This window comes from Turicibacter sp. H121, assembly GCF_001543345.1.
GTDB lineage: Bacteria > Bacillota_I > Bacilli_A > MOL361 > Turicibacteraceae > Turicibacter > Turicibacter bilis.
Window position 1 is genome coordinate 209658 of the sequence record NZ_CP013476.1, and the last position, 14226, is coordinate 223883.

The 14226-nt window shown below is 35.4% G+C and carries 12 protein-coding genes and 2 pseudogenes; 1 reads left to right on the plus strand and 13 read right to left on the minus strand.

Annotated features, from left to right (window positions below):
* Positions 1-29: 29 nt before the first annotated feature.
* From AT726_RS00920 to rimM, 13 genes and pseudogenes are all read right to left on the minus strand, one after another.
* Positions 30-959, minus strand: coding sequence for an SPFH domain-containing protein (locus tag AT726_RS00920; RefSeq protein WP_055241462.1), 930 nt, complete (start codon positions 957-959; stop codon positions 30-32).
* Positions 960-973: 14 nt separating this feature from the next.
* A complete protein-coding gene (locus AT726_RS00925; protein ID WP_068758828.1) occupies positions 974-1423 on the minus strand; it encodes an NfeD family protein in 450 nt (149 codons plus the stop codon).
* Between the two features lie 94 nt (positions 1424-1517).
* Complete coding sequence (gene xerC / locus AT726_RS00930) at positions 1518-2426, minus strand: tyrosine recombinase XerC (RefSeq protein ID WP_055274944.1); 909 nt, start codon at positions 2424-2426, stop codon at positions 1518-1520.
* Positions 2427-2593: 167 nt separating this feature from the next.
* Positions 2594-3892: an FADH(2)-oxidizing methylenetetrahydrofolate--tRNA-(uracil(54)-C(5))-methyltransferase TrmFO gene (gene trmFO / locus AT726_RS00935; protein WP_068758829.1), complete on the minus strand. Its 1299-nt coding sequence runs from the start codon at positions 3890-3892 to the stop codon at positions 2594-2596.
* Positions 3893-4175: 283 nt separating this feature from the next.
* A complete protein-coding gene (topA, locus tag AT726_RS00940) occupies positions 4176-6239 on the minus strand; it encodes a type I DNA topoisomerase (protein ID WP_068758830.1) in 2064 nt (687 codons plus the stop codon).
* A gap of 518 nt (positions 6240-6757) precedes the next feature.
* Positions 6758-7554, minus strand: a pseudogene (locus AT726_RS13520) (DNA-processing protein DprA).
* A gap of 80 nt (positions 7555-7634) precedes the next feature.
* Positions 7635-8405: a ribonuclease HII gene (locus AT726_RS00950; protein ID WP_055241474.1), complete on the minus strand. Its 771-nt coding sequence runs from the start codon at positions 8403-8405 to the stop codon at positions 7635-7637.
* 324 nt (positions 8406-8729) lie between these two features.
* Positions 8730-9599, minus strand: coding sequence for a ribosome biogenesis GTPase YlqF (gene ylqF, locus AT726_RS00955; RefSeq protein WP_055241476.1), 870 nt, complete (start codon positions 9597-9599; stop codon positions 8730-8732).
* Positions 9600-9671: 72 nt separating this feature from the next.
* Positions 9672-10226: pseudogene (lepB, locus tag AT726_RS00960) on the minus strand (signal peptidase I).
* 77 nt (positions 10227-10303) lie between these two features.
* Positions 10304-10858 carry a signal peptidase I gene (gene lepB, locus AT726_RS00965; RefSeq protein ID WP_055241478.1) on the minus strand — a complete coding sequence of 185 codons (555 nt, stop codon included), beginning with the start codon at positions 10856-10858 and terminating at the stop codon, positions 10304-10306.
* Positions 10859-11076: 218 nt separating this feature from the next.
* Positions 11077-11427: a 50S ribosomal protein L19 gene (gene rplS / locus AT726_RS00970; RefSeq protein WP_055241480.1), complete on the minus strand. Its 351-nt coding sequence runs from the start codon at positions 11425-11427 to the stop codon at positions 11077-11079.
* Between the two features lie 248 nt (positions 11428-11675).
* Positions 11676-12410 (minus strand): tRNA (guanosine(37)-N1)-methyltransferase TrmD, encoded by a 735-nt coding sequence (gene trmD, locus AT726_RS00975; RefSeq protein ID WP_055274942.1) that lies wholly within the window; start codon positions 12408-12410, stop codon positions 11676-11678.
* The gene (gene rimM / locus AT726_RS00980) at positions 12410-12916 is read right to left on the minus strand and encodes a ribosome maturation factor RimM (RefSeq protein ID WP_055241484.1); all 507 of its coding nucleotides are present in this window, start codon (positions 12914-12916) and stop codon (positions 12410-12412) included. Before rimM ends, trmD begins: the two co-directional genes overlap by 1 nt.
* Before the next feature lie 606 nt (positions 12917-13522).
* Between rimM and AT726_RS00985 the strand changes: the two genes are divergently transcribed.
* The gene (locus AT726_RS00985; RefSeq protein WP_068758831.1) at positions 13523-14197 is read left to right on the plus strand and encodes a CPBP family intramembrane glutamic endopeptidase; all 675 of its coding nucleotides are present in this window, start codon (positions 13523-13525) and stop codon (positions 14195-14197) included.
* Positions 14198-14226 lie beyond the last annotated feature (29 nt).

Sequence of the window (14226 nt, forward strand, 5' to 3'; positions counted from 1 at the left end):
CCTTATTAAAAGGTCTTTTTCTGTATCAATTAGTCTTCTTTAACCACTTGTGACGTTTCAGCAAGTGAAGCAATTAACCCACTAACATTTTGAATTTCAGATGGGATAATTAATTTTGTTGCTTTTCCATCTGCTACTTGTGCTAAAGCTTCAAATGATTTAAGTGTTAAAACTTCTGTTGTTGGGTGAGATTCATTTAGCATACGAAGCCCTTCAGCTGTTGCTTCTTGAACTTTTAAAATGGCTTCTGCTTCCCCTTCTGCACGGCGAATCGCAGCTTCTTTATCTGCTTCTGCCGATAAAATCATGGCTTGTTTACGAGCTTCTGCCTCAAGAATTTGTGATTCTTTTAATCCTTCCGCTTTTAAAATTGCAGATGTTTTTTCTCCTTCTGCTTGTAAGATTTTTTCACGACGTTCACGTTCTGCACGCATTTGTTTTTCCATGGCCGCTTGAATATCTTGTGGCGGAATAATATTTTTAACTTCTACACGGTTAATTTTAATTCCCCATGGATCAGTGGCTTCATCTAACACTGAACGCATACGAGAGTTAATAATATCACGTGAAGTTAACGTTTCATCTAACTCTAATTCCCCGATGATATTACGTAATGTTGTTGCTGTTAAATTCTCAATAGCAGCAAATGGATTACTTACCCCATACGTAAATAATTTAGGATCTGTAATTTGGAAGAAGACAACTGTATCGATTTGCATCGTCACGTTATCTTTTGTAATAACGGGTTGTGGTCTAAAATCAATAACTTGTTCTTTTAATAACACTTTATTTGCAACGCGATCCATAATTGGAATTTTAACATGAAGCCCAACAGTCCAAGTTGCAGCATAAGCACCGAAGCGCTCAATAACATAGGCATTTGCCTGAGGTACCACTTTAATGTTAGCTGCTACTAAAATAATAATAACAACCACAATAGCAATGATAAAATAAGCCATTTTTCCATCTCCCTTTATTTAATGATCATTGTGACTCCTTCAATACGTAACACAGTCACAATTTCATCTACTTTATATACTTGTTTACTTTCTGACATCGCACGCCATACTTTACCATCAAGCTTTACTTCACCGGTCGTATAAGGCCTAATCTCTTTTACTACCACAGCTTCTTTTCCAATCAACTCATCAACATTTGTTTTGACTTGACCGATTTTTAACTTTTCAACAGCTACTTTTCGAGTGGTCGCCACTAAGACTAATGAGACTCCCAAAAAGATAAGGAGTTGAACTATAAATGAATCAATAACAAAGGCAAATAACATGGCAACTAAAGCTCCGATTGCAAACCAAATTGAAACAATCCCTAAAGTCAATGCTTCAATAACAGCAAAGGCAATAGCAATCCAAAACCATAGCCATGTGAAAGGAATCCCCAAAACCAAACTCGTTAAACTGACCATCTTCTCTCACTCCATTCTAATTGTTACTCTTACACTGTTACTTTTACATTATAGCAAATTTATTCCTCATCTGATACATCTAGCGAATTTGTTTTCATTTATTTTCCATCTTTTTAGCGCGCGGGTGTGCTAACGCATAGGCTTGCTTTAAATGTTCTTTCGAAACATGCGTATAAATTTGAGTGCTCGATAAATGCTCATGACCTAACAGTTCTTGCACAGCCCGCAAATCTGCTCCATGATTTAATAAATGTGTCGCAAACGTATGGCGAATCATATGTGGAGCCAACTTAATATGATTTGCCGTTTGTTTCGTTAATCGATTTAAAATATCTCTTACCCCTCGTTCTGTTAATGGCAGTCCATAATGATTCAAAAATAAATAATCGGTTTCAATCTTTGATTTTTTTAGTAACCTAGGTCGACTCTGTTGTAAATATGCTTGGATTGATTCCACTGCAAATTCCCCTAATGGAATATATCGATCTTTCCCACCCTTACCGTGTACTAACATCATCCCTGTTTCAAAATCTAATTGTTTTAAGGTTAAGCCACAGCACTCTGAAACACGGATACCTGTGGCATATAGGATTTCCAATAATGCATAATTTCGACATCCTAGTACCGTTGATTGATCAATACTTTCAAATAAGGCAACCATTTCTTCCTCATATAAAAACTTTGGTAAAACTTGTCCTCCTTTAGGTGCCTTAATCATCGAAAAAGGATTATGAGAAATGACACCCTCCTTTAATAAGAACTGATAATACGAACGTAAAGATGAAAGTTTACGACTCACTGTACTTCGATTCAATTGATGCGTGTAGCAATAATTTAAATACGCACGGACTTCGCTATACTCCACATCTAACGGCTCAATCAGCTCCTGCTTACAAAAAGATTGCCATTCCTCTAAGTCTTTTTTGTAATTTAAAATCGTATGAGTTGAATAACGCTTCTCGTACGTTAAATACTCTAGATAACGATTAACCAGTTCTCTCATTATTCCTCACTCCCTCTACGTATAAAGAAAACAGTACTTATTGTACTGTTTTCCTTCATCGTTTATTTAATTGCCTGAAGCTATTTTTCTTCTTCATTTAGCAGATAAAGAGGCTGAAAGTCTTCAGATTCACCAAAGAACAAATTCTCCCTCACACTGATCAATGATTAGATTAATTCTTTACATTCATTGATTTTTTCAATGGCGCGTGCAGCATAAAGAGCTTTTTTCTCTTTTTTCTTAACACGTCCTGGTAAGTCTAAGAATAATCCGAAGTTCGCATTCATTGGTTGGAAACCATCTTGAGACGTATGAGTAATATAGTAAGCCATTGATCCCATAGCTGTTTCACGTGGGAATTCAATTAATTCTTCACCTAACATGTATTTCGCCATGTTAATTCCAGCTACCATTCCTGATGCTGCCGATTCAACGTATCCTTCAACCCCTGTTAATTGCCCCGCAAAGAATAAATCTTCACGTGTTTTAAATTGGTATGTTGGGCGAAGTAATACTGGTGAGTTAATGAATGAATTACGATGCATAACTCCATAGCGTACGATTTCAGCATTTTCTAATCCCGGAATCATTTGAACAATACGTTTTTGTTCTCCCCATTTTAAATGCGTTTGGAATCCTACTAAGTTGTATAAAGTTCCCGCTGCATTATCTTGACGTAACTGAACAACAGCATAAGGTGTCTCTCCTGTTTTTGGATCTTCAAGCCCTACCGGTTTCATTGGTCCAAATAAAACCGTTTGGCGACCACGTTTCGCCATTACTTCGATTGGCATACATCCTTCAAAGAAGACTTCTTTTTCAAATTCTTTAACTGGAACGACTTCTGCATTGATTAAAGCTTCATGCCAAGCATTAAACTCTTCTTCTGACATTGGACAGTTTAAATAAGCGGCTTCTCCTTTGTCATAACGAGATTTTAAATAAACTTTATCAAAATTAATTGAATCTTTTTCAATAATTGGAGCTGCTGCATCATAGAAGTAGAATGAGTTATGTCCTGTCATTTCACGAATATATGCACTTAAAGCATCACTCGTTAATGGTCCTGTTGCAACAATCGTTGGTCCCTCAGGAATTTCAGTTAACTCTTCACGAATGACTTCAATATTTGGATGATTACTTAAGAATTCTGTAATTTGTCCTGAAAATCCTTCACGGTCAACTGCTAATGCTCCACCTGCAGGAACCGCATTCGCATCGGCTGCCTTCATGATTAATGAATCTAAAATACGCATCTCTTCTTTTAATACTCCAACAGCGTTTGCTAACCCATCTGCACGAAGTGAATTTGAACAAACTAACTCTGCGAAGTTTTGTGTGTGATGCGCAGGTGTATTTTTCACTGGGCGCATTTCATATAACTTAACTTGAATTCTACGTTTAGCTAATTGATAAGCGGCTTCCGAACCAGCTAAACCCGCTCCAATAACATTTACAAATTTCATTTTAACTTGCCTCCTAAGTTGCGAATTAACACATGGTTACAAATGAGAATTATATCATAAATTACGGATTCTGCTAATACATTTTGCAATAAGCCCGGCGCTAATACGACAAATCTCAAATCAAGGCGATGAAGCGGGAGAATTCCTTGAACTTTTCTTCATCTGCTTAAGCCAATCTCTTTTGCCTATTAACTTAAGATCCTGAATGACTTTATTATAACATAAACTTTTACCCTCTGTCTGTTTGCTTTAAAAACCCACCTTCTAAAAGGTGGGCTTTTGATTATTCTTCTTTATAGTCACATTCCTTATTCGGACATTGAATTTCATTTTTCTTCCCTTTAACGACTAACAAGCTATCGCATTTTGGACATTTCTTATCAACTGGTTTATGCCAAAGTGCATAATCACAGCTTGGATATTGATTACATCCATAGAAGACTTTTCCACGGCGTGTTTTCTTTTCAACGATTTCACCTTTTTCACATTTCGGACATTTAACTCCTGTCGAAACGGGTGCAGCCTCTTCTTTTGTTTCCTTTTTAATATACTTACATGTCGGATAGCCACTACATGCGACAAACTCACCGTAACGCCCACGACGAATGACAAGTGGACTACCACATTCTGGACATTCCTCCCCAATTTCAACTGGAGCAATTTTCTCCATATTTTTTTGAGCATCTTCAAGCATTGGCATAAAATGATCGTAAAAGACTTTTAATTCATCGTACCAAACTTTTTGTCCCTTTGAAATTTCATCTAAATTATTTTCCATCTCTGCAGTATACTCCACATTAATAAACTCAGAGAAGAATTCAGCTAATTTCTCACTTGTTAAAATTCCTTGATCCGTTGGCTTAAACTTTTTATCCTCAAGTGTCACGTAACCTCGATTTTTTAACGTCTCCATTGTTTGTGCATAAGTCGATGGACGTCCAATCCCTAACTCTTCCATTTCCTTAATTAATTTCGCTTCGCTATAACGAGCAGGTGGTTGAGTAAAATGTTGTTGTGGTTCAACATCAACTAACGCTAACGTATCCCCTTCACTTAAACGTGGTAAAGCTGCATTTTTTGTTTCTTCATAGCTATAGACACGTAAATATCCATCAAACACTAGCACTTGACCGTTAACGCGGAATAAGTAATCATTTGAGCGAACTTCAATCGTTGTCGCTTCAACTGTTGCACTTTTCATTAAGCTCGCAACAGCACGTTCCCAAATGAGTTTATATAAACGCAGTTCATCACGTTTTAAATAAGGTTTCATCTCTTCTGGTGTACGCGCGACTGATGATGGGCGAATAGCCTCATGCGCTTCTTGTGCATTTTTAACTTTCTTCGCATTTGTACTTCCTGTTTTAACATAATTTGCACCATAATTTTGTTTAATAAATGACTTAGTTGCATCAACGAAGTTATCGGCTAAACGAGTCGAGTCGGTACGCATATATGTAATTAATCCAACAGTTTCGGAACCGATATTAACCCCCTCGTATAATTTTTGAGCAATTGTCATTGTCTTCTTCGCATTATAACCTAATTTACTTGCAGCTTCTTGTTGAAGAGTTGAAGTGATAAATGGTAACTTCGGTTGTTTTGATTTTTTTTTCTTTTCAACCTTTTCCACTACATAAGGATCACTTAATTCAGCTAAGATGGCTTTGACTTCATCTTCATTCGCAATTGAAATCTTCTTATTAGCTTTCTTTACTAATTCTGCTTCAATTTTTGCACTTTCCCGCTCAAACATAGCATGAACTGACCAGTATTCTTCACTAACGAATTTTTGAATTTCTTTCTCACGTTCAACAATTAACTTCAATGCTACTGATTGAACTCGTCCCGCACTTTTACTTTTGATTTTACTTTGTAATAACTTACTTAATTTAAATCCAATAATGCGGTCTAAAATACGACGACTTTCTTGAGAGCGAACCAAATCCATATCAATCGCACGTGGATGTTTGAATGCTTCTAAAATCGCATCTTTTGTAATCTCATTAAATACTACTCGACGCTCTAAATCAACATCAAGTCCTAAAACATCTGCTAAATGCCAACTAATCGCCTCTCCCTCGCGGTCGGGGTCAGTTGCGAGGTAAACAGCATCTGAATTTTTAGCTGCTTGTTTTAATTCTTTAATGACCTTTGATTTTCCTGTTACGTTTTTATAGTTGGGTTTAAAGTGGTCTTCAACATCCACACCTAAACCTCCTGGACCTGTCGTTGCTAAATCTCGAATATGACCAACGCTTGATAGAACCACATAATCTGATCCTAAGTAGTTTTCAATCGTTTTAGCTTTAGCAGGCGACTCTACAATTACTAAATTTTTCCCCATACCTATCACCTTTTCTATCTCAATAACTAATAACCGGCTTAGCTTCTAAACTTAGCTAAGTTAATCTTTCATCTATTATTCGACTTTATTTTAAAAACATTCAATGAGTCTGCTGATTCATTCAACGCTTATCTGTAGCAAATAGTCAAAATAAAACACAAAAAATATTACTGGTTTCTTTTCCTCTTGTCAACAATTTCATTATAAATTACAGATAAACATGAGGGTCTTTTACTTTTTTCATCTATAGATTCATTCAAAATTACTGTTTCACCAATGTCTCTTTTTATACCTACTATTGATTTTTTTCAACTCATTCTAGCAATTTCACCCCGTGATCCATCCATTTCCATGCTCCATTCTTTTTCCTCTCATCCTGATTTAAGTCGAATAAATCATCTCAGAATGCAGAAAAAAATAGATACTGTCGTATTTTCTGCGAATATAAAAAAATCTGACTTTAGAGGTGATTCTAAAATCAGATTTCATCAATGACACATCTTATTAATCTAGCTACCTTACTCTTCACTATGCACCCAATCTAACATATTAAGAACGTCCTGATAATGTGTCAAACAATAAGCGCCATTCTTAATTAAGTTTAAACTTCCTTCAGAATGAATAGAGTTATACGGAGCTGGTAGAGCATAAACCACTTTTCCCTCCTCGACTAGCTGTTGCGCAAGTTTTAAGCGCTTATCTTCTTTGACCGCTTCAATAACGACCATCACCTCACTTAATTCTTGCACCAATTGATGAGCTCGATAAAACTGAGGTGCACTTGGATAAACATGTGGTGGATATTCAGTCATCACCAGATGATCTCGAGCAATCCGTTTATAAAGCTCAAAGTTTTCTTGCGGATAGACATGTAAAAAGCCCGACGATAAAAGGGCAATGGTTTTTCCACTTCTAACCGACAACAAATGGGCAATAGCATCGATTCCAAGTTGTAAATTTCCTACAATAGCGACATCCTGTGATAACAAATTTCCAACAATGGCTTTACATGATTCCATTCCATAAGCGGAGGGCCTACGATTCCCCATCACTCCTATTTTTTCTTCTTTAATAGCATCAAATCACCTTGATAATACAACACAAACGGCGGACGAATCATCTCTTTGAAAAGGGATGGATACTCCTCATCTAACACCGTTAATACTTTGCTTTCTCCTAATTTTAACTTAGCTTGTGTCACTTGCTCTTGTGTGATTTGCTTCAACTTAATATCATCTTTTAAAACATCATACATTTTAAACCAATTACCATTTTTTAAAACACTTAATGCAATTAATTTTTCTCGTAATTCCATTTTAATCACCTAAGTTAATGTACGCTCATCGTCACTCATTTCTTTGTTAAAATAAAAAAGATTACAAAAAGTAATCTCTTCTAAAATTTTGAGCGAATCGGTTCAAAAGATTGACGATGCTCTGAAATAATTCCATTTTCTTCAATGGCTTTTAAATGTTCCTTTGTTCCATAACCAACATGACGTTCAAATCCATAAGCTGGATATTTTTGTCCTAGTCGCTTCATATAGGCATCACGTGTCACTTTAGCAATAATACTTGCTGCAGCAATTGAGACACTTTTTGAATCTCCTTTAATAATTGGCGTTTGAGGGATATTTACATTCGGTAACGTCATCGCATCTAGTAATAAATGCTGCGGTTTAGGATCCATTTTTGCAATCGCACGTTCCATTGCTACTTTAGTCGCCTCATAAATATTTAATCGATCAATCTCTTCACTGGTACAAATTCCAACGCCAATACTGATCGCATGTTTTTTTATTTCTTCATAAAAATATAAACGCTTAGCTTCTGATAACTTTTTCGAATCATCAATTCCAAATAACCAGCAATCAGCTGGTAAAACGACAGCTGCTGCAATGACGGGCCCAGCTAACGGTCCACGTCCTACCTCATCGATACCTGCAATCAGTTCAACACCACTATAGCGAAGCTCATTTTCATAAATCGACATGGTAATAAATTTTTGGAATTCGTCATATTCCTTTTGCATTTTATTTTCATATTGTTTAACAAGCTTTTGAACACCACTACGTTCATCGGATTTTAATCGTTCAACAAAAGCTTCATCAACTACATCTTGTTGTAATATTTTTTTTATTTCATCTACCGTATACTTTTCCATCATTGAGCAGCTCACCTTTCTAAAGTAAAAAGCGATAACTTATTTATTCTATCAATGTTTTTTACATTAGTCAACTATGTTCAAATTTATGTCTTTTTTTGTAGAGAAAACTGTTTTTTTTCGTTCTTTCTTATTTTAACATCATTCTAAGGTGGATTCTAGTTAATTTTTACTATTTTTCACAAATAGTTTACTAACCCTCACATTATAGACTAATTTTCATGATATTAGTCATTTTTTGTATTTTTTTCCTTTAACTACATCTTAATTTTAAAAAAAGAGTCGATGATTCAAACAAGATTGAATCCAACGACTCTTTTTATGTCTTTATTTTTCTTCTGATGTTGGAATATCACTAGGTAACTCAAATGATAAGCGTCCTAATTTCACACTACGAATTTCACGAAGTAAAATCTCGTAAACTTTATCATAATCCACATAGCCACCTGATTGTAAAAATCCACGCTTTTGTCCAATCTCATCTAATACAGCAACTTTATCTTCAAACTGACCACTTAAGTTATAACGTTCAACTAAACGATCTGGATAATGTGCAATTAAATAATCTAAAGCATACAAAATAATATCATCTAAATGTAAAATCGTATCTTTAATGGCACCAGTAACAGCTAAATTATAACCTACACGTTTTTCTTCAAACTTTGGCCATAATACTCCTGGTGTATCTAATAATTCTAATTCTTTTTCAACTTTAATCCATTGTTGTGCTTTTGTAACCCCTGGACGATCTCCAGTTTGTGCCGCTTTACGTTTCGCTAGATTATTAGTTAGCGTTGATTTCCCAACGTTAGGAATTCCTAAAATCATCGCACGAATTGGACGCGGACGTAATCCTTTCGCTTTTTCTTTTTCAAACTTCTCTTTTAGGATTTCTTTTGAAGCTTCCGTAATTTGCTTGATGGCATTTTGATGAAGCGCATCAATCGTAATGACGGGTTGACCTTTTTGTTTAAAATAATTTAACCATTGTTGTGTGACATTAGGATCTGCAATATCCGCTTTATTTAAAATGATTAATTTCGGTTTATGTTTAATAATTTCATTCATCATTGGATTACTCGATGAATATGGAATACGTGCATCTAGCAACTCATAAACGATATCAACTAATTGTAATTTTTCTTGAATTTGACGACGGGCTTTTGCCATATGCCCTGGAAACCATTGTACTGTCATCTTGTCACTCCCTAAGTTGTTTTTTAACCTAATAGTAGGTTATCACCATTTAAAACTTTAATTCCTACCTAATTATTCGATTTTACCAAAATGTAAAACTGGCCATTGTGTCCATATGACCTGACCTAAAATTTGATCTTGATGGATTAATCCAATTTGACGACTATCGAAACTATGCGGACGATTATCTCCAAGCACTAAATAATACCCCTCAGGAATTACCTCACACGGATTAAATTGACAAATCTCTTGTAATGTAAAATCCTACGTAAACAGTCCATTAGATGAAATGAGTGATTTCCCTTCATCAAGATAAGGTTCCTCAATTGATTCCCCATCCATATAAAGTTAATTTTGATCAATAGCTATCGTTTGAACGAGTAGTCCAATAATTCGTTTGACATAATATTTATCCGTGGATACTTCAAACACAACCACATCAAATGCATTTGGCTCATAACCACGCTACCACAAGATAACGGTATCCTCATCATGTAACGTTGGATACATCGATGCACCATCCACCTTTACCGGGGTAAAAATAAATCGATGAACGATAGTTACTGCAATCAAAATGATCATAAATGTCTTAATCCAATCAAAGACTTCACCTAAGATTGACTTCATCTCACCATGTTTAATCTAATCCCTATTTCATTTCACTCACTGACATTAAAAACGTCACTTCTTCTACCTGCTTCAAACTATTCAATTCGACCAAAACTTGATAGTGGCCATTGAATCCATGTTGCTTTACCTAGAATCTGATCTTCACTAATTAAACCAATATGACGACTATCTTTACTATGCGGACGATTATCCCCAAGCACTAAATAATAGCCTTCTGGAATGACGTCACATGGATCAAATTGACAAATTTCTTGCAAAGTAAAATCCCAAGTAAATTCACCACTATAAGAAACGAGTAATTTTCCTTCGTCAAGATAAGGTTCCTCAATCGGTTCCCCATCAATATAAAGTTGATCTTGATGATATGAGACAGTTTGACCTGGAACACCAATGACACGTTTCACGTAATAAACATCTGGTGAATATTCAAAAACAATCACATCAAATGGCTCAGGCTCATACCCAAGCTCCCATAAAATAACAGAATCTCCGTCATGCAACGTTGGATACATGGATGGTCCATCTACTTTTACTGGAGTAAACACATATTTATGAATGAGCGTTACGGCAATAAAAATAATAACAAATGTCTTTACCCAATCAAAAATCTCACTAAATACTTTTTTCATTCCCTTCACTCCACCATTATATTTTCAGTTAACAACCTGACTTAGCTGATAATCTGATTGAACATTACCCTCTAGTATTAGCTAAAGCCAGTTTGAACATACAGTTTACTGTTAATTTTACCATAAAGTTGAAGTATTTCATAAAAAAAAGATGCCCTAAAACTAAGTTTTTAGGGCATCTTGATTGCAATTGAGGTAATTGTTTTGAAAAAGTAAAATTATCGACGCTCTTTGATACGAGCAGCTTTAGCTGATAAGCTACGGATGTAGTTAAGTTTTGCACGACGAACTTTACCACGACGAGTAACTTCGATTTTTTCGATGATTGGTGTGTGTAATGGGAATGTACGCTCAACTCCACATCCGAAAGAAATCTTACGAACTGTGAAAGTTCCGCTAATTCCGTTACCATTTTGACGTTTTAATACTAAACCTTCGAATACCTGAACGCGCTCACGGTTACCCTCTTTGATACGAACGTGTACACGTACGTTATCTCCTGCGCGGAATTCTGGTAAATCTGTTTTTAAGTATGATTGTGTTAATTCATTGATTAATTGTTGACTCATTAATCTCACGCTCCTTCATTACGCAAGTTCATTCAATTAGTTTGCTAATTCAGCGGAACTTGGGGTAGTGCTCTTTGGCACGTTTGAAATCATATCACAATCGTCTCGTTAATTCAATGATTTTTTATAATTATTCGCAAAAATCTTCTTTTTTTATTTACAACTGTCTAAAAATCTTTTAATACTTTCCTTAATTGTCAAACTCTGTCTAAAAAAGAGCCAATCGACTTCGCGATTAGCTCTCTATCTTATGATTGTTGTTTAAATTTTTCAATTAATATTTTTTCATGATCGGTTAATTCACGACTGTCTAACAAATCAGGTCGACGTGTATACGTGCGATATAACGACTGTTCATGACGCCACTTCTCAATCTCTTTATGATTTCCTGACGTTAGCACAGGTGGAACCATCATGCCTCTAAAATCAACAGGACGTGTGTATTGTGGAAATTCTAGTAACCCCATTGAAAATGAATCATTTTCATGAGACTCTTGTTTCCCTAATACATCTGGAAGTAAGCGAACGACTGCATCAGTCATTACCATGGCAGCTAACTCTCCGCCTGTTAGAACATAATCACCTAATGATAATTCATCCGTCACTAAATGTTCACGAATTCGCTCATCAAATCCTTCGTAATGACCACAAATAAAGATTAAATGCTCTTCTTTCGCTAACTCCTCTGCTTTAGCTTGCGTAAATCGCTCACCTTGTGGACACATTAAAATAATACGTGGCTTTGCCTTGGTGTTTTGGCACACGGATTCAACCGCGTCAAAAATTGGTTGTGGAGCTAGTAACATTCCCGCTCCCCCACCATACGGATAATCATCAACCTTTTTATGCTTATTCGTTGAGAAATCACGGAAATTAACTGTATTTAACTCAACAGCTCCGCGCTCTTGAGCACGTTTTAAAATCGAGTCATTAAAAACACCTGAAAACATTTCTGGAAATAACGTTAAAACATCAATTTTCATTATAATAACCCTTCTAACACTTGAATTGTTACTTGTTTCGTTTCGATATCGACCGCTTTAACTACATCTTCAATATAAGGAATTAAGGCATCTTTTTGTCCAGGACGTTTAACGACCCAAACATCATTTGCACCTGTTTCTAAAATTTCACTAATCTCTCCGATTGTTTCTCCATCCGTCGTTACGACTTGACATCCGATAATTTCAAAGTAATAGAATTCATTTTCATCTAATTCTTCTAAATCATCTGCTGAAACTAATAATGCACATCCTTTATACTTTTCAACATCATTAATAGAATTTAAATGTTTAAATTTTAATAAGTCGGCTCCTTTATGAACGCGATGCGTTGCCACTGTCACATCCACATATTCTCCATTAAAATCAATCACTAATTGACTTCCTTTTTTAAAACGATCCTCTTTAAAATCACTATTTGAAACAACTTTCACTTCACCTTGTAAAGCATGAGTGTTGACGATTTTTCCAACTTGTAAAAAATCCATGATTTAAAACCTCCTCTATGCGAGTGGCACGCTTTGTTAGCTTAGCGCTAACGAAGGGCCAATTGCTAACTAACACTATCTTTATTATGGTAATACAAAAAAGTTTTTTATTCAACAAAAAAAGAAAGACCACCTTCAGTCTTTCAACCATTCATTGATCTATCATTGTAAAAACTAACTACGCCCTGACAGTAGAAGACATATTTCTATTGGAAATGGAAGGGAACCCATCGAAACTATGAGATGTCTTAGTATCAAAAAAGAAGAACGACTATTTCACTCTTAAGATTCCCACATCCAATCATCTCAATAAATAAAATCAGTTAAAATCATTTAAATGGTTTGTTTACCATTCCCTCAAAATTTCTCCATCCATTCACAAACTTAAAACTTTTCCAGCAGCTTTCAAAAGCATTCTCACCTATCAAAAAAGTGGGGCTGAAGTATGTCTAATTTAACATACATGCGAACCAAGACAGTATTTCTCTAAAAAAGAACTTTATGTCGATGTTTTCTCTGTTTTTAAACAACGGCTGTCTTATTTCTTTTTAAAGGGTGATATGCTATAATAAATCATAACAATCATGATTTATTGGGAGGTGTCAAATGAATTTACGTCAAGCAAAGTCAACCTTATTAATCTTTACTTATATCTTTGTGATGTTTTTATTACCAACGATTTCATTTCACTTATTAGCCACATTTTGCACAAACGATGTAGATATTCAAGTGTTTGCAAACTTAATTTCTTATATCGTTTTAGTCATTGTTTCCATCGCATTCTTTGGTCGTGAGCTAGCTGAGCAATTTAAAAAAATTACTTCCATTAAACACTTCATAAAAGGAGTGGCAGTTAGTTGGTGTCTTTTATTTGCAGCGTCATACGTTTCAGGTATGATTGTCATCTTCTTTACCCAATCAGCTGAGTCATCAATCAATCAACAAGTCATTACGAATCTTATGGAATTCCATCCGATTTTAATGGCAAGTATGACGATTTTATGTGCCCCTCTAGCCGAAGAAGTTGTTTTCCGCTTCACTATTATGCGAGGGCTTCTTAAACATCCATGGCTCGGAATCTTCCTAAGTAGTTTCTTATTTGGAATGATTCACGTCATTAGTGCAGGAGATTTCATCTATATTATTCAATACATGGCGATGGGGATTGCATTAGGATATACCTATTATCGTCATCAAAATATTTGGTATTCAATTGGTGTACACGCTGTACAAAACTTCATTTCAACCGTATTAGTTTTTATCACCTTATTTTTAACTTAAAAAAATCACGACACATTTGATGTCGTGAT

Coding starts and splice junctions, on each gene's coding strand:
- rimM (WP_055241484.1), bottom strand. CDS start 12,916: ATGGATTTTTTACAAGTTGGAAAAATCGTCAACACTCATGCTTTACAA.
- ylqF (WP_055241476.1), bottom strand. CDS start 9,599: ATGACAGTACAATGGTTTCCAGGGCATATGGCAAAAGCCCGTCGTCAA.
- trmFO (WP_068758829.1), bottom strand. CDS start 3,892: ATGAAATTTGTAAATGTTATTGGAGCGGGTTTAGCTGGTTCGGAAGCC.
- topA (WP_068758830.1), bottom strand. CDS start 6,239: ATGGGGAAAAATTTAGTAATTGTAGAGTCGCCTGCTAAAGCTAAAACG.
- trmD (WP_055274942.1), bottom strand. CDS start 12,410: ATGAAAATTGATGTTTTAACGTTATTTCCAGAAATGTTTTCAGGTGTT.
- lepB (WP_055241478.1), bottom strand. CDS start 10,858: ATGAAAAAAGTATTTAGTGAGATTTTTGATTGGGTAAAGACATTTGTT.
- AT726_RS00920 (WP_055241462.1), bottom strand. CDS start 959: ATGGCTTATTTTATCATTGCTATTGTGGTTGTTATTATTATTTTAGTA.
- xerC (WP_055274944.1), bottom strand. CDS start 2,426: ATGAGAGAACTGGTTAATCGTTATCTAGAGTATTTAACGTACGAGAAG.
- AT726_RS00950 (WP_055241474.1), bottom strand. CDS start 8,405: ATGATGGAAAAGTATACGGTAGATGAAATAAAAAAAATATTACAACAA.
- AT726_RS00925 (WP_068758828.1), bottom strand. CDS start 1,423: ATGGTCAGTTTAACGAGTTTGGTTTTGGGGATTCCTTTCACATGGCTA.
- rplS (WP_055241480.1), bottom strand. CDS start 11,427: ATGAGTCAACAATTAATCAATGAATTAACACAATCATACTTAAAAACA.
- AT726_RS00985 (WP_068758831.1), top strand. CDS start 13,523: ATGAATTTACGTCAAGCAAAGTCAACCTTATTAATCTTTACTTATATC.